Origin of the sequence: Acrocarpospora corrugata (genome assembly GCF_009687845.1) — a bacterium.
Classification (GTDB): Bacteria; Actinomycetota; Actinomycetes; order Streptosporangiales; family Streptosporangiaceae; genus Acrocarpospora; species Acrocarpospora corrugata.
Window position 1 is genome coordinate 18,933 of sequence record NZ_BLAD01000058.1, and the last position, 15,422, is coordinate 34,354.

At 71.5% G+C, this 15,422-nt stretch carries 15 protein-coding genes and 2 tRNA genes; 10 read left to right on the plus strand and 7 right to left on the minus strand.

The features are described 5' to 3' along the window. Positions 1-49: 49 nt before the first annotated feature. Positions 50-841: an aminoglycoside phosphotransferase family protein gene (locus tag Acor_RS22035; protein ID WP_218034414.1), complete on the plus strand. Its 792-nt coding sequence runs from the start codon at positions 50-52 to the stop codon at positions 839-841. Positions 842-933: 92 nt separating this feature from the next. Here the strand turns inward: Acor_RS22035 and Acor_RS22040 are convergent. The 3 genes from Acor_RS22040 to Acor_RS22050 all read right to left on the minus strand — a co-directional run bounded on the left by Acor_RS22040 (position 934) and on the right by Acor_RS22050 (position 2,860). After that, positions 934-1,007 (minus strand) — tRNA-Glu (locus Acor_RS22040). Between the two features lie 17 nt (positions 1,008-1,024). After that, positions 1,025-1,100 (minus strand) — tRNA-Leu (locus tag Acor_RS22045). A 275-nt stretch (positions 1,101-1,375) separates the two neighbouring features. Further along, entirely contained in the window at positions 1,376-2,860 is a 1,485-nt protein-coding gene (locus Acor_RS22050; protein WP_170317034.1) for an RCC1 domain-containing protein, read from the minus strand. Between the two features lie 15 nt (positions 2,861-2,875). On the opposite strand from Acor_RS22050, the gene Acor_RS22055 reads away from it, so the two are divergent. Together Acor_RS22055 and Acor_RS22060 are read left to right on the plus strand one after the other, a co-directional pair. Then, positions 2,876-3,343: a BlaI/MecI/CopY family transcriptional regulator gene (locus Acor_RS22055; protein ID WP_155338612.1), complete on the plus strand. Its 468-nt coding sequence runs from the start codon at positions 2,876-2,878 to the stop codon at positions 3,341-3,343. After that, positions 3,340-4,224, plus strand: a complete 885-nt coding sequence (locus Acor_RS22060; RefSeq protein ID WP_155338613.1) for a M56 family metallopeptidase — start codon at positions 3,340-3,342, stop codon at positions 4,222-4,224. Before Acor_RS22055 ends, Acor_RS22060 begins: the two co-directional genes overlap by 4 nt. A 158-nt stretch (positions 4,225-4,382) precedes the next feature. Here the strand turns inward: Acor_RS22060 and Acor_RS44575 are convergent, their stop codons facing one another. Next, positions 4,383-5,354 (minus strand): HAMP domain-containing protein, encoded by a 972-nt coding sequence (locus Acor_RS44575; RefSeq protein WP_155338614.1) that lies wholly within the window; start codon positions 5,352-5,354, stop codon positions 4,383-4,385. A gap of 152 nt (positions 5,355-5,506) precedes the next feature. Between Acor_RS44575 and Acor_RS22070 the strand changes: the two genes are divergently transcribed. Beyond that, the gene (locus tag Acor_RS22070; RefSeq protein ID WP_155338615.1) at positions 5,507-6,493 is read left to right on the plus strand and encodes an aldo/keto reductase; all 987 of its coding nucleotides are present in this window, start codon (positions 5,507-5,509) and stop codon (positions 6,491-6,493) included. 2 nt (positions 6,494-6,495) lie between these two features. Here Acor_RS22070 and Acor_RS22075 read toward each other — a convergent pair whose 3' ends face one another. The 3 genes from Acor_RS22075 to Acor_RS22085 all read right to left on the minus strand — a co-directional run bounded on the left by Acor_RS22075 (position 6,496) and on the right by Acor_RS22085 (position 9,460). Then, positions 6,496-8,166: an MOSC and FAD-binding oxidoreductase domain-containing protein gene (locus Acor_RS22075; protein WP_218034416.1), complete on the minus strand. Its 1,671-nt coding sequence runs from the start codon at positions 8,164-8,166 to the stop codon at positions 6,496-6,498. A 66-nt stretch (positions 8,167-8,232) separates the two neighbouring features. After that, positions 8,233-9,099 (minus strand): isocitrate lyase/PEP mutase family protein, encoded by an 867-nt coding sequence (locus Acor_RS22080; RefSeq protein ID WP_155338616.1) that lies wholly within the window; start codon positions 9,097-9,099, stop codon positions 8,233-8,235. Between the two features lie 34 nt (positions 9,100-9,133). Continuing rightward, positions 9,134-9,460: an STAS domain-containing protein gene (locus Acor_RS22085; RefSeq protein WP_155338617.1), complete on the minus strand. Its 327-nt coding sequence runs from the start codon at positions 9,458-9,460 to the stop codon at positions 9,134-9,136. A gap of 117 nt (positions 9,461-9,577) precedes the next feature. Here Acor_RS22085 and Acor_RS22090 point away from each other — a divergent pair, with 117 nt between their 5' ends. Genes Acor_RS22090 through Acor_RS22115 form a run of 6 tightly spaced genes read left to right on the plus strand, consistent with a single transcriptional unit; the run spans position 9,578 to position 15,328 of the window. Next, positions 9,578-10,417 (plus strand): STAS domain-containing protein, encoded by an 840-nt coding sequence (locus Acor_RS22090; protein WP_155338618.1) that lies wholly within the window; start codon positions 9,578-9,580, stop codon positions 10,415-10,417. After that, positions 10,417-10,770 (plus strand): STAS domain-containing protein, encoded by a 354-nt coding sequence (locus tag Acor_RS22095; RefSeq protein ID WP_155338619.1) that lies wholly within the window; start codon positions 10,417-10,419, stop codon positions 10,768-10,770. The genes Acor_RS22090 and Acor_RS22095 overlap by 1 nt, the downstream gene beginning before the upstream one ends. Further along, complete coding sequence (locus Acor_RS22100) at positions 10,767-11,165, plus strand: ATP-binding protein (RefSeq protein WP_155338620.1); 399 nt, start codon at positions 10,767-10,769, stop codon at positions 11,163-11,165. Before Acor_RS22095 ends, Acor_RS22100 begins: the two co-directional genes overlap by 4 nt. Then, entirely contained in the window at positions 11,153-12,142 is a 990-nt protein-coding gene (locus Acor_RS22105) for an ATP-binding protein (protein WP_155338621.1), read from the plus strand. Before Acor_RS22100 ends, Acor_RS22105 begins: the two co-directional genes overlap by 13 nt. Continuing rightward, complete coding sequence (locus Acor_RS22110) at positions 12,139-13,779, plus strand: ATP-binding protein (protein WP_155338622.1); 1,641 nt, start codon at positions 12,139-12,141, stop codon at positions 13,777-13,779. The genes Acor_RS22105 and Acor_RS22110 overlap by 4 nt, the downstream gene beginning before the upstream one ends. Then, the gene (locus tag Acor_RS22115; protein ID WP_155338623.1) at positions 13,772-15,328 is read left to right on the plus strand and encodes a fused response regulator/phosphatase; all 1,557 of its coding nucleotides are present in this window, start codon (positions 13,772-13,774) and stop codon (positions 15,326-15,328) included. Before Acor_RS22110 ends, Acor_RS22115 begins: the two co-directional genes overlap by 8 nt. The last annotated feature ends 94 nt before the right edge of the window (positions 15,329-15,422 follow it).

Sequence of the window (15,422 nt, forward strand, 5' to 3'; positions counted from 1 at the left end):
CCGTGGCCGGGGCGGGCGGCCGAGGATGACGGCGATGAGCCGGACCAAGATGCATGCCGATGAGATCCACACCGATGGCGCGCTTGTCCGCCGTCTGGTCGCGGGGCAGTTCCCGCAGTGGGCCGGGCTGCGGATCGAACCGGTCCCGTCCTACGGGACGGAGAACGACATCTACCGGCTTGGCGATCACCTGGCTGTCCGGCTGCCGCGTATCGGGTCGGCCGTGGGAGCGGCGGCGCTGGAGGCGCGGTGGCTGCCGGAGTTCGCGCCGCGCCTGCCGCTCGCGGTTCCGGTGCAGGTGGCGGTGGGGGAACCGGCCGAGGGTTACCCGTTCGCCTGGTCGGTGAACGAGTGGTTGCCCGGCGAGAACGCCAACGGCAGCATCCATGATCTGGATCGCGCGGCCGTCGATCTGGCCGAATTCGTGAGAGCACTGCGTCAGATCGACACGGCCGGTGCGCATCCGCGGCTGCCGCATGCCCGCGGCGGGCCACTCGCCGAAGGCGACGAGCAGGTTCGCCGTTCCATCGTCCAGCTCGGCGATCGTATCGACGGCGCTTCGACACTCCGCCTGTGGGAGGAGTCGCTCGGCGCCGCGAAATGGGCGAGCCCGGAGGTCTGGGTGCACGGCGACCTGCTTCCCGGCAATCTGATCGTCGCCGACGGCCGTCTGTCGGCGGTCATCGATTTCGGCGGCCTCAATGTCGGCGATCCCGCCTGCGATCTCCAGCCCGCGTGGAACGTGTTCGCGGGTGCCAGCCGGCAACGTTTCCGTACCGAACTCGGGTTGACGACGCGTCGTGGTCGCGTGGCCGCGGCTGGGCGCTCTATCAAGCGGTGACCGGGCTGGCGTATTACTGGGACACCAATCCCGGAATGATTCGCCAGACCGCGCACGCCCTGGCGCAGATTCTCGCCGACGATTCCCGTTAGTACCCCGTACCGGATTCGAACCGGCGATCTCCCGATTGAAAGTCGGGCGTCCTGAACCGCTGGACCAACGGGGCTGGTGGTTCCTTTCGCGTGCCGCCCCGGGGATTCGAACCCCGACTGCCCCCGTGTCCTGAGCACGGTGCCTCCTGCCGTTGGGCTAGAGCGGCGAATGTCCGGCGCTGCCGGAGCACGATTCGAACATGCGGGAAATCAAAAAGCCGCCTGGTTTCCCGGGCGGCTTTGCGGGTGGTTCCCGTGGGGGTTACCCGGAAGCTCGCCGAGGTCGCAGCGCGAGGCCACGGAGGGACAGCGCGCCGCGCGCCTGTTCCGAGCTGGCTTCGTAGTTCACTGTCCTGTTCCTTCCGGTGCCGATTAAAGGGAGCCGCTGTTTGAATTGCTATTCAGAACCGTAGCCTTCCGGCTTCCCGGCCGCGACGTATTTTCACTCGATGGGACCGGACACCGTCAGGTCGAACGTGGTGGATGCCAGAGACGTCCTGCTGCTGTCGTACCCGTGGACGGTCACCGTCTCCGACCGGATCGGCGCGTCGGGCCCGGCTGTCACGGTCATGACCGAGGTCTGGCCGGGCGGAACCAGCGGGGGATCGAAGGTGACGGTCACCCCTGACGGGAGGCCGGCCGCGGTCAGCTTCAGCGACTCGGTGAGGCCGTTGATCGGTTCGACCAGCACGGTGGCGGTGGCCGAGCGGCCGGCGTTCACGGTGACGCTCTCGGGCTGGACCGTGAGGGTCGCGCCGGGCGGCGCGGGCGGCGGGTCGGCTTGGACGGCGAGGAGATGGCCGTCGCCCATCCCGGCGGTGACGCCGATGGCGGGACCGACGCCGGGCACGATCGCGGGGGTCGGCCGGGCGGCCGGCGCGTTGCCGTCGCCCATCTGCCCCGCCGAGTTGCCGCCCCAGGTGTAGACGTTGCCCCCGGACAGCGCGGCGCTGGTCCGCCGGCCGGCGGTGATGGCGGTGACCTGGGTGAGGGCGGGCACCGGTCTGGGCGCGCCGGGGTTGTGCGGCGTGGTGAGGGTGCCGTCCCCGCGCTGGCCCTTGTCGTTCCGGCCCCACGCCCACAGGCGTCCGGACGCGTCGAGCGCGAGACTGTGGTCGTACCCCGCGGCGACCTTGACGATCTTGGGGGCGCCCGTCACCTGGACCGGCGTCCTGAGCTCGCCGCCGTAGCTGGAGCCGTCCCAGCCGTAGGTGCTGTTGCCCCACGCCCAGACGCTTCCGTCCTCCCGCGCGGCCAGGCTGTGATATTTGCTGACCGCGATGGAGACGACGCCGCCGAGGCTGGGCACCCGTACCGGGGAGAGACGGCGGGTGAAGGTGCCGTCGCCCAGCTGGCCTTCCGCGTTGCGGCCCCAGCCCCAGACGGTGCTGTCGGTACGGCGGGCCAGCACGTGCGAGCCCTTGGCCGCGATCTCCACGACGCCGGTGAGACCGGGTACAGGAGCCGGGACGCCCCGGCTGGCCTGGGTGCCGTCGCCGAGGAAGGGGTAGACGCCCCACGCCCAGACGGTGCCGTCCGAGCGGAGGGCCAGGCTGCCGCTCCACCCGGCGGCGACCTGGGTCACGCCGGTCAGACCGGGGACTCTGGCAGGGGTGCGGACGGGATCGGCGGCGTGGTCGCCGACCTGACCGTCGTCGTTGCGGCCCCACGCCCAGACCGTGCCGTCCTTGGCCAGGGCGACGGTGTGCTCGTAGCCGGCCGCGACCTGGGTGAAGCGGGCGAGCACGCTCCGTACCGGGACCGGGGTGGTCCGGGTCTCGTCGCTGGCGTCGCCGAGCTGACCGTAGGTGTTGGTGCCCCAGGACAGGGTGCGGGTGGACCAGTTCGGTGCGGCGGCGTGCGCGGCCGGAGCCGGCGCGCAGGCCAAGGCGAGGACGGTCGCCACCGACCAGGCCCGTTTCGTCATGGATGGCATCCCTCCATGGAACGCACCAGGGAATGGGGTGAACAGCGCCACTGCTGGGTCAGACGGAGAGGTGAGTGGTTCTGTTGTGTCCGCTATCGTCGTTTGGTAAGTCCTCGCCGGCCACCGGGGACGCTGGAGACGGAGATCCTTACCGTGCTCCACGAAGCGTCCAGCGATCTGTCACCACGTGAGGTCCGGGAGCGGCTCAGCGCCCGGGCCGGTGCCGAGCTCTCCTACAGCGCGATCGTGACCACACTGACCCGGCTGCACGACAAGGGCATCGTCACGCGCAGCCGTTCGGGGCGCGCCTACCGCTACGCGGCCCCTTCGGACCCGTCCGGGCTGGTGGCCTGGCGGATGCGGCGGCTGCTGGACGCGGAGGCCGATCACGCGCGGGTGCTGACGCATTTCATCTCGGGGCTGTCGCCGTCGGACGAGGAACTGGTCCGGCGGGTGCTGCGGCAGGAAAGCGAAGAGCCGTGATCGATCACGTGGTCGTCTCGGCGATTCTGGCGCCCGCGCTGCTGGTGCTGGCGATGCTCGTCATGGTCGACCGGCAGCATCCGGGGCCGACGGCGGTGACGTTCGTCTTCTCCGCCCTGCTGGTGGCGGTGTCGAGCCTGGTGAGCCTGGCGGCGGTGTCGGTCGAGGCGGGGATGATTCTGGCGGGCGGGGATCTGCCGGGTTTGCCGCATCTGGGGACGGTCGTGTTCCTGCTGCTGGTCACCGCGGCGATCGGGGCGGGGGTGTGGCGGGAGCGGCGGTCGCTGCGCGCCGCGCGGGCGCAGGCGGCGGCGCTGCCCGGTGACGACGTCGTGGTGCTGCTGCCCGCCGAGGAGCCGGCCGCGTTCACACTGCCCGGGCGGCCGGGCAGGATCGTGGTGACGCAGGGCATGGTGGGGGCGCTGAGCGCGGCGGACCGGGCCGTGGTCATGGCGCGCGAGCGGGCCCATCTGGCCGGGCATCACCACCGCTGGCTGCTGGCCGGCCGGTTGGCGGTGGCCGCGCATCCGCTGCTGTGGCGGGCGGCCAGGATCTTTCCGTACCTGATGGAGCGGTGGGCCGATGAGCGGGCCGCCGAGCAGGTGGGGGATCGGCGGGCGACCGCGCGGGCGATCGGGGCGGCGGCGCTGGTGGCGGGCGCGGACCCGGCGCCCGGGGCGCTGCCGCTGCTGACCGAGCGTGGGCCCGGGTCGGTGCCGCGCCGGATCGCGGCGCTGCTCAGCCCGCTTCCCGGCGGGCAGGGGGCGCTCATGCTCGCGGTTCCGCTGCTGGTGGCGGTGGGGCCGGGCGTGTGGAGCGCGGAAGCGATCGTCGACGTGATGCAGGCCGGCGGGCCGTGCACGGAGAAGAACGAGCGCTGAGCTTCGAGCGGGGACCTTCGGTCTGCCGGCCTGCCCACGACTAGCCGGGTCGCCGAACTTAGGTTAGGCTCGGCTAACTTCTACAGCCGGAGTGAGTCGCCGGTCAAACCGCTGCTGGACAAGTTCACCCAGCAGAGCGGGATCGCGGTGGAAGCCCGCTACGCCGCGACCGCGGCCATGGCCACCCAGTCCTGGGAGATCGAGTCGTGCAGCTCGCGGGCGATCCTGACCCGTTCGGCCTGCCGCGCCTCGGCCTGCCCGGCCGCGCGTTCCGCGTTCAGCGCCGACTCCAGCCGTTCGGTCATCCGGTTGAAGGACTCCTCCAGCTGGCCGATCTCGTCGCCCTCGGTCACCGGCGCCCGGGGGCGGAAGTCGCCCTGGGCGACCGCGGTGGTGATGGTGGCCAGGTGCCGTACCCGGCCGATCAGGCGGCGCGTGCTCAGCAGGCCGAAGACCAGCCCCACCGGCACGACCAGGATCAGGACCAGGACGCCGGGCGTGAGGAGGCTGAGCGAGTAGTCGGCCGTCGCGCCGCCGTAGCCGATCGGGGCCGCGACCACGACGTATCCGGCCAGCTTGTACGAGCCCGGCGCGGCGGACCTGGCGGTCGCGCCGCGCAGGCCGGGAGGGTAGATCAGCACCGGGCTGGACCACCAGGCGACCGCGCCCATCCGGGTCTTCCCGCTGCCGCCGCCCTCTTGGGGCAGGCCCAGGTCGAGGCGGCTGCCCGGCGGGTAGGAGCCCTGGGCGGAGCCGGCGACCACCAGCCCGGTGGGGTCGACCAGGATTTCGACGGGCTGGTCCACGGCCTTGCCCGCGGTGTAGGTGATCCGCAGGTTCTGGTCCTGGGGCGTGGGGGAGCCGTTCAGGGAGAGGTCCTCGCGCGCCGCCTTCTGGGCCACGTCGAGCAGGTCGGCCAGGCCGGTGCCGGGCACGGCCGCGCCGATGTCGCTGACCGCGAGGCTGAGGATCTTCGCGTCCCGGCCGGCCTGGGCCTGCAGCCGGTTCTGCAGGTCGGAGTCGCCGACGATCGTCGGCAGGTAGACGCCGAGCAGCGCCGCCTCCACGACCAGGACGGCCGCCGCGGTCACCAGGACGTAGGAGGCGGCCATCCGGCGTCTGAGGCCCATGCCGCGAAGCCTAACCTCGCGGCCCGGCCCTTTCCTCTCCCAAAAGAGGGAGCTCTTCTCCGTTGACGTGCAAGTTCTCACAAAGTCGGAATTGTCGATCTTTGGTTGGATATGGCGGGATCGGAAGGGGATCTGCAGAAAGGTGCGTCGCGATGAGTATCAAGTTCCTGCCCGGACGGCTCGGCTTCGGCACGGCGCCGCTGGGCAACATGTATCGGGCCATCCCGGACGAGGAGGCGGACGCCACCCTGGACGCCGCCTGGCAGGCCGGCGTCCGCTACTTCGACACCGCTCCCTTCTACGGCGCGGGGCTGGCCGAGCTGCGGCTCGGCGAGATGCTGGCCCGTCACCACCGGGACGAGTTCGTGCTGAGCACCAAGGTCGGCCGCCTCGTCCTCGACGAGGTCGAGGATTCCGCCTCGAAGAAGCTGTTCGGGTACGGCCGGCCGAACAAAATCGTCTACGACTACAGCGCGGACGGCACCCACCGGTCCATTGAGGACAGCCTCACCCGGATGGGGACCGACCGCATCGACCTCGTCTGGGTGCACGACGTCTCCCAGGACTTCTGGGGGGACGAATGGCTCGCCGCCTTCGACAAGGCCCGAACCGGCGCCTTCCGGGTCCTGCAGAAACTGCGGGACGAAGGGGTCATCAGGGGCTGGGGGCTGGGCGTCAACCGGGTCGAGCCGCTGGAGCTGACCCTGGGCCTGGACGAGCCGCAGCCGGACGCCTTCCTGCTGGCCGGCCGCTACACCCTGCTCGACCACGAGAGCGCGCTGCGGCGGCTGCTTCCCGAGGCGGACCGGCAGGACGTCGACATCGTGGTGGGCGGCCCGTACAGCTCGGGCATCCTGGCGGGCGGGAAACACTTCGAATACCGGGACGCGCCGCGCGCCGTCGTCGCGAAGGTCGAGCGGATCAAGGACCTCTGCGACCGGTACGGCATCAGCGTCAAGGCCGCGGCCCTCCAGTTCTGCCTGGCCAACCCGGTCGTCAGGGCCGCCATCCCCGGCGCCTCCCGCCCGGACCGGATCGCCGAGGACATCGCCGCACTGCACGAGAACGTCCCGGCCGAGTTCTGGACGGCGCTCCGCCAGGAGCGGCTGATCGTCCCGGCCGCCCCCGTCCCCGCCTGAGGTCACAGATCGAGCACCAGGTCGCCCTTCGGCCGGGCGCAGCAGACCAGCACCTCGCCGGGGCCGGGCGGTTCGAGGGGAAGCGGCCGGTATTCCACGTCGCCGGCGAGCAGCGGCGTGACGCAGGTGTGGCACACGCCGGTCCGGCAGGCCCAGCGGGTCGGCACGTCGCAGGCGTCGGCGAGGTCCAGCACGGAGCCGTGCCGGGGCGACCAGGGGACCGACAGGCCGCTGCGGGCGAAGGTGATCATCGGCCCGGTGCCGGGTTCGCCGGGCGGCTGGTGGGGCGGCACGCGGAGGCGGCCGGCCACGCCGGGGTTGACGGGGGAGCGGGCGCCGAACAGTTCGGTGTGGATCCGGTCCGCCGTGAGGCCGATCCGTACCAGCGCGTCCTGAATCGCGGCCATGAAGGGGCCGGGCCCGCACAGGTAGGCCGTGGCCTGGCCGGGGATGCCGAGTTCCGCCAGGCTCGCCACGGTCGGGCGGCCGTGGCGCACCCCGGGGGCGGCGGGTGCCGCGGTGTAGAAGACGTGCTCGTGCGCCTCCCGGAGCGCGGCCAGGAGGGTGTGCGCCTCCCGGGCGAAGGCGTGCTCGCGCCGGTTGCGCGCGACGTGCACCCACCAGACCGGCCGTCCGGCGTGTTCGGCGGCGAGCTGGTGCAGCATCGCCATGACCGGGGTCACGCCGATCCCGGCGGAGACGAGGGCCACCGGGCCCGTGCCGGGGGCCAGCGTGAATTCGCCCCGGGGGGCGGCGGCCTCCAGAACGGCGCCGGCCCGGAGGCTCGCATGCAGATATTTGCTGACAAATCCGTGTTCCTCCCGTTTTACGCTCAGGCGGTAGGCGGGGGCTCCGGGAGCGGAGGAGAGGGAGTAGCTCCGTACCGGGGGAGGGTCGGCGGCGCCGTCGATCCGGAGCGTCAGATACTGCCCGGCCTCGGCGGCGGGCAGCTTCGCGCCGTCCTCCGCTTCGAGCTCGATGGACAGCACCGACGGGGTCTCGTGCACGATCTTGGTCACCCGCAGCGGGCGGAAGCCGTCCCAGCCCGTGGATCTGGCGGCGGGGGCGGCGGCCAGCTCGCGGAAGGACCCCTGCCATCCCGGGCTCAGCGCGGGAATGGCCAGCGCCCGGCGCAGCAGGTCAGGGTCACGGCCGGGAAGGTAGAGCAGCGCGTCGAGGTCGGCGACGCTGAGCGCTTCGGGACCGACCCGCGTCCTGACGATGTCTTCGCCCGCCCGCACGTTCCCCTCGGTGATGACCCGCAGGTAGAAACCGGGCCGATGATGCGAGACCAGCAGCGCGGGCAGCTCCGGTTCGCCGAGGCGCAGGCCCACCCGGTAACAGGTGACGCGCGGCTGGGTCACCTCGAACTCGGCCTCGCCGATCCGGTAGCGGTCGCCGACGCACACCTCGTCGTCCGGCAGGCCGTCGACGGTGAAGTTCTCCCCGAACTGCCCGAACACGAAGTCGGACCGCCCGAAATACTCCTGCCAGTAGGCGTAGGACTGGATCTGGTAGACGAGCACGGCCCGCTGCTCCCCGCCGTGCCCCTGCAGGTCGCCCTGCCCGTCCCCGTCGATGTTGAGCCGCCGGGCCATGCGCGGCCCGGCGGCCGCGCTCTTCCACACCCCGGTGTGTACGGTTTTCCCCTGCCAGGAAACGTCCTTCGGCATCCCGACATTGACTGACAAAAGCTTTGCCATCATGCCCCCGCATTTGGACGACCGCGAAATAGCGTTTCACGACTGGTATCGGCGTTCCAGTTCCGAGTATTCGTCCAGCCCGATCAGCTTGTTGAACTCGTCGAACACGATCATGCCCGTATGCCGGGTGTCGCCCCCGGAGGCCAGTACGTCCAGATAGTCCTTCATACCCTTGGCGGCGGCGAAAGCCAGTCCCAGGGAGAAGATCGCCAGCGCGTACCCCATCTTCTGCAGCCGCGCCACCCCCGGCATCGGCGTCCGCCCGCCCTCGATCTGATTGCTCAGCACCGGCACGACACCGCGGAACGAGTCGCAGATGGTCCACATCTCCGCCTCGCTCTCGGGCGACTCGACGAACAGCACGTCGGCCCCCGCCTCGCGATAGGCCGCGCCGCGATCCAGCGCCTCCTGAAGCCCGTGCGCCGTCCGCGCGTCGGTCCTGGCGATGAGCACGAAATCCGGGTCGGTACGGGCGTCCACGGCGGCCTTGATCTTCGCGACCATGTCGGCCATCGGGATCACCTCCCGCCCAGGCATGTGCCCACAGCGCTTGGGCCAAGTTTGATCCTCGATGTGCATCGCAGCGGCCCCGGCCTTCTCATAGGCCCGGACGGCCCTGCGCACGTTCAGCGGATTGCCGAACCCCGTGTCGCCATCCGCGATCAGCGGCAGGTCCACCACATCCGCCAGCGCGGCGACCCGCTCCACCATCCGCGTCTCAGTCAGATAGCCCACGTCAGGCTGCCCCAGGACGCTGGCGGAAGTCTCGAAGCCGCTCAGATAGACCGCCCGGAATCCGGCGGCCTGCACCAGCCGGGCTCCCGTCCCGTCATAGGCCCCCGGAACCACCAGGATCTCCGGGTCGCTCAGCATCCTGCGCAACCGCGTCGTATGCTCCCCCATCTGATCCCCCGCTCCCACGCTACAACCAGCGGCGTTACCCGCCCAAAGCCTCCTGAAGCGTGTCGTGAATGGGGATATGCCCGGCAAGCCCGACAAGCTCCATCACCTTGCGCGGCGACGGGCGCGGCGCGCAGACCGACACCGTGCCGCCGTGGGCGCGCGCGTGGTGGTAGGCGTCCAGGAGGACGCGGATGCCCGCGCTGTCCATGAACGACATACCCGCCATGTCGAAGATCAGGTCGCCGGAGAGCGTGCGGGCCGCGCGGACCTCGTCCTGGAGCTGGGCCGTGGTCGTGGCATCCAGGTCACCGGTCACCGTTATCACAGCAAAATGTCCATTACGCTCGGTGAGTACATGCATGTGATTCCTCGTCCCGTTCACCTGGCAGGCGTCTACACCTACCACAGTGGTGCCATTTTCAGGACATGCCCCATACTTGGCTGCCTCTAAGGTGAGCTGACCGGAAAAGGAAGTGCGATGGCGGCCGAGATTTTCGGAAATGTAGTGGAACGGTGCCGCGCGGAAGAGGAGTCCCTGCTCGGCCGGTGGCGGGAGATCGTCGCCGAGTCGCTACGCGGCCGGATGACCGGCGCCGAGCTGGACAAGGAACTGCGTGACCTGCTCGACGCCCTGCTGTCCGCACTCGCCACCGGGGGCGGGACCGACCTGAACGCCGAGCCGTACGCGGAGGTCCGGGCTCTGCTGGTGGAGTTGTCACGCAATCGTGCCCACCAAGGTTTCAGTCCCCGGGAGACGGCCGTCGGGGTGTACGCCCTGAAGCGGGCGATCCGCGACACGGTCGGCGCCGAGGCGGGCTTCGCGGCGCTCTCCGATGTGATCGACGAGCTTGGCCTGCTCACCTTTGAGATCTACACCAAGGCCCGCGAAGAGGTCATCACCAACCAGGCGGAGCAGCTGCTGGAACTGGCCACCCCGGTGGTGAAGCTGTGGCACGGAGTGGTGGCGCTGCCGCTGGTGGGCACGCTGGACTCGGCGCGGGCGCAGGTGGTGATGGAGAAGCTGCTGCAGACGCTGGTCGACACCGGCTCAGAGCACGCCATCATCGACATCACCGGCGTGTCCGCGGTCGACACCCAGGTGGCCCAGCACCTGCTGAAGACCATCGTGGCCGCCCGGCTGATGGGCGCCGACTGCATCATCTCCGGCATCCGCCCGCAGATCGCCCAGACCATCGTCGCGCTCGGCATCGAGTTCGGCGACATCGCCACCAAGGCGACGCTGGCCGACGCGCTGATGCTGGCCATCAGCCGCAGCGGGGTCGACTTCGGCACGGAGATGGCGAAGCGGGGTCTGTGATGGAGCGCATCCCGATTCTCAAGATCGGGGACCTGCTGCTGGTCTCCATCCAGGTCGACCTCCAGGACCAGACCGTCATGGCGCTGGAGGAGGATCTGGCCCAGAAGATCGTCTCCAGCGGCGCGCGCGGCGTGATCATCGACATCACCGCGCTGGACATCGTCGACTCCTTCATCGGCCGGATGCTCGCCACCATCGCCTCCATCTCCCGGGTGCTGGACGCCGAGACGGTCGTCGTCGGCATGCGCCCGGCCGTCGCGATCACCCTGGTCGAGCTGGGGCTCTCCCTGGACGGGATCAAGACGGCCCTCGACGTCGAGCGTGGCATGCGGCTGCTGTCCGGCCGCAGATGACCGCGCAGGAGCAGGCGATCGCCGGCGACGCGGATGTGGTACGGGTCCGCCAGCTGGTCCGGACGGTGGCGGTGGCCGCCCGGCTCTCCCTGGTCGACCAGACCAAACTGGTCACCGCCGCCAGCGAACTCGCCAGGAACACGCTCATCCACGGGGGCGGCGGCAGCGCCTCGGTGGAGCAGGTGACCTCCGCCGTCAAGCCGGGGGTGCGGGTGGTGTTCCGCGACAAAGGACCGGGCATCGCCGACATCGCGCTCGCCCTGACCGACGGCTACACCTCGGGCAGCGGGATGGGCCTGGGCTTGGGCGGGGCCAAACGGCTGGTCGACCAGTTCGATATCGTGTCGGACCCGGCCGAGGGCACCACGATCACGGTGGTCAAATGGGCGCGATGACGCCCGGCGTCTGGATCGACGTGGCCGAGGAGAGCGCGGTCTCGGCCGTACGGCGGGCGCTCACCGAGGAGGCCGTGGCGGTCGGCCTGGCCGAGCGGCGGGTCGCCGAGCTCGGGATCGTCGCCGCCGAGATCGTCACCAACCTGTGCCGGCACGCCGGGCGGGGCACCGTGCTGGTCCGCAGGTCCGGGCCGGGCGTCGAGGTGGTCGCGCTGGACTCGGGGCCGGGGATGGCGGACGGCGTGCCGTACGCGGCGGACGGGCATTCGACGGCGGGCACGCTCGGCATCGGGCTCGGCGCGCTGGCACGGCTCAGCGACTGGACCGACGCCTACTCCCGGCCGGGCGGCGGCACCGTCTACGCGCTGCGGGTCGGCGACGCGGAGCCGGCCCAGGACGCCTGGCGGGTGGCCGGCCTGGTCCGGGCGATGAGCGGGGAGAGCGCCTCGGGCGACGGCTTCGCGGTGCGCCGGGAGGGCCCGCGCGTCACCATCATGCTCTGCGACGGCCTCGGCCACGGCCCGCTCGCCGCCTCAGCGGCCAACGCCGCGCTCCGCGCGTTCGAGGACGCGCCCGCGGGCGCCCCGGCCGACCTGCTCACCCACGTGCACAAGGAGATCACCCACACCCGGGGCGCCGCCATCGCCATCGCCGCCCTGGACCTGGCCGCGGGCACGCTCCACTACGCCGGGCTGGGCAACATCGCCGGCGTCCTGGTCGGCGACCGGCAGCGCGGCCTGGTGTCCCTGCCGGGCATCGCCGGGCACCGCGCCGTCGCCATCCGCGCGTACGAGTACCCGCTGCCGCCGCGCCCGCTGCTGGTCATGCACACCGACGGGCTCAGTCAGCGGTGGGACCTCGCCGACTACCCCGGCCTGGCCGGCCGCGACCCGCTGGTGATCGCCGGGGCGCTGCTGCGCGACCGGGGCGTGCGCCGCGACGACGCCGGCGTCCTTGTGGCCAAGGTCGCGTCATGACGCCCGACATGCTGACGATGGCGATCCGTACCGAACCGGACGTCTTCACCCTGCGCCGGATCGGCCGCGAGGTCGCGGCCGGGATCGGCCTCGACTACCAGGACCAGGTACGGCTGGCCACCGCGCTCAGCGAGGTCGGCCGCGAGGTGCTCGCCCAGGCCGGCGGCGGCACCGTGGTGTTCGCCTTCGACGGCACCCTGAACGTGACCGTGCGCGCCGAGTACCGGCTCAGGCCCGGCACCCACGGCTTCGCCGCCGCCGCCCGGCTGGTGGACGAGGTCAGGTACGCGGACCAGAGCGTCACCCTGGTCAAAGGCGTGCCCCCGGCCAGGCTGACGCAGGACCGGCTGGAGACCCTCCGTACCCACCTGGCGGGCCTGGCCGCGGTGAGCCCGCTGGACGAGCTCCGCACCCAGAACCAGGAGTTGCTCACCGCGCTGGAGGACGTGCAGTCCCAGCGGGACGAGCTGGAGGAGACCAACCGCGGCGTGCTCGCCCTCTACACCCAGCTGTCGGAGGAGCTGGAGCACACCAACCAGGGCGTCGTCGCCCTGTACGCCGAACTGGAGGACAAAACCGTCCAGCTGCGGGAGGCGAGCGAGGCGAAGACCCGGTTCCTGGCCAGCGTCAGCCACGAACTGCGCGCCCCCGCCAGCTCCATCCTCGGCCTGGCCCGGATGATCCTGGAACTCGGCGACCCGCTCGACGACACCCGGCGGCACCAGATCGAGCTGATCCGCTCCTCCGGCCGGGACCTGCTCAACCTGGTCAACGAGCTGCTCGACCTGGCCAAGGCCGAGTCGGGGCGGCTGGAGCCCACCCTGTCGGAGGTCGAGCTGCGGCCGGTGGTGGAACGGCTGGCCGCCCAGCTCCGGCCGATGGCCAGGGACGGCGTCGCGCTCGTCGCGGACCTGCCCGGCGAACTCGACCCGCTGCTCACCGACGACGTCATGCTCACCCAGGTGCTGCGCAACCTGCTCACCAACGGCCTGAAGTTCACCGAACACGGCCAGGTCCTGATCCGGGTGACGGACGACGCCGACACGGTGCTGGTCGAGGTGTCCGACACCGGGATCGGCATCCCGGCCGACCAGCTCGACCAGATCTTCGAGGAGTTCTACCAGGTGCGCGGCCCGATCCAGACCCGGGTCACCGGGACCGGGCTGGGCCTGCCGTACGCGCGGAGCCTGGTCGGCATCCTCGGCGGCGACCTGACCGTGCGGAGCGAGGTGGGGGAGGGGACCACATTCGAACTGCGGCTGCCCCGGCTGGACCGGATCACGCTGCCCCGGGTCCTGATCGCCGACGACGACCCCGGATTCCGGGCCACCCTGCGCGACTTCCTGCGCGGCGTCGCCGACCAGGTCGAGCAGGTCGGCGACGGCCGGGCCGCGCTGGCCGCGATCCGGCGCGAACGGCCCGACCTGCTCCTGCTCGACCTGCGCATGCCGGACCTGGACGGCGGGCAGGTGCTGGCCGAACTCCGGTCCGACCCGGAGCTGCGCGACCTGCCGGTGATCGTGGTCACCTCGGCCGAGGCGGGGCCGCTGGCCGGTTCGGTGGCCGTGCTGGAGAAATCCCGGCTGAGCCGGGGCGGTCTGCTACGCGTGATCAGAGGGGTCGGGACCGGTGGCTGAGCGCATCCTGGTGGTCGACGACATCAACGCCAACCGGTATGTGATCGGGCGGTGGCTGGAGCATTCCGGCTATGAGGTGATCGAGGCCGCCAGCGGCCAGGAAGCCCTCATCGCGGTTCGCGAGCAGCTGCCGGACCTGGTCCTGCTCGACGTGCGGATGCCCGACATGGATGGCTTCGAGGTGTGCGAGCGCATCAAGGCCGACCCCGCCACCGCGGCGGTGCCCGTCATCCACCTCACCGCGTCGGCCGTCGAGGTGCGCGACCGCACCCAGGGGCTGGCCCGCGGCGCCGACGGCTATCTCACCGAACCGGTCGAACCCGAGGTCCTGCTGGCGACCGTGCACGCCATGCTCAGGTACGCCGGGGCCAGGCGGCGGGCCGAACGGCTCGCGGGCCAGCTGGCGGCGCTGGCCGACACCACCCTCGCCGTCAACTCGGCGCGCAGCGTCCCGGACGTGGCGCTGGCGGCGGCGCGGGGCGGGGCCCGGATGTTCGGCTGCGCGGTGTCCGTGGTCGCCGCCGACCTGGACGGCACGCACACGCACACCGCCATCGCCGACTCGGACGCGGGCGGCGACGTGGTCCGGATCCCCGCGGCGCAGGCCGACTTCGGCGGGGCCGCGCACGGGCTCACGGTCCTGACCGGCCCCGGCTCCGCCTGGGCTCCGCTGCTGGCGCCCTCGGCGCGGGACGTCGAGGTGCGGGTCGCCCTGGCCCGGCTGCAGGCCCGGCCGCTGGTGGCCGTCCTGGTCCCGGCCGACGTGACCGCGAGCGAGGCCGACCTGCACGTGCTGTCCCAGCTCGGCCAGACCGTGGCGCTGGCGGTGGAGGGGCTGCGCTCGCTGGACGTGGAACGGCGGATCGCGCTCACCCTCCAGCGCAGCCTGCTGCCCCGCTTCCTGCCGGAGGTGCCCGGCATCGAGATGGCCGCCCGGTACATCCCCGCCACCACCGAGGCCGAGATCGGCGGCGACTTCTACGAGGTGATCCAGCTTGGCGACCGGCTGCTGGTGGCGGTGGGCGACGCCATGGGGCACTCCCTGCACGCCGCCACGGTGATGGCCGAGATCCGGCACGCCGTCCGCGCCTTCGCCAGCGAAGGGCACACGCTGGGGGAGATCCTGCGCCGGACCAACCGGCTCATGCTGGACTTCCTGCCCAGGGAGCTCGCCACCGTCGTGCTGCTGCTGGTCGACCCGGTAGGCGGTGAGGTGCTGATGTGCAACGCGGGCCACCTGCCGCCCCTGGTGGTCACCGGCGGCCGGGCCGAATACACCGTGCTCCCCGGCCCGCTCCTCGGCGCGGACCTGCCGCGCCCCGACGAGACCATGATCATGCTGCCGCCCGGCGGGGCGCTGGTCCTGGTCACCGACGGCCTGGTCGAACGCCGCGACCTCAGCGTCTCCGACGGCCTGGCCCGGCTGCGCGAACTGAGCGCCACCATGGAACCCGACCTGGACGTGTTCTGCGACCGGCTGATCGCGGGACTGATGCTCTCCGACCACGAGGACGACGTCGCCCTGGTGGTCCTGCGGCGGACGACGTGAACAGGCGTCAGGATCGCGTACATAAATGCTGGTCCGCCGTCGGGATCCCGTAGGGACATCCCATTTCGCCTGTTATGCGTGCCTAGGTTGGCGG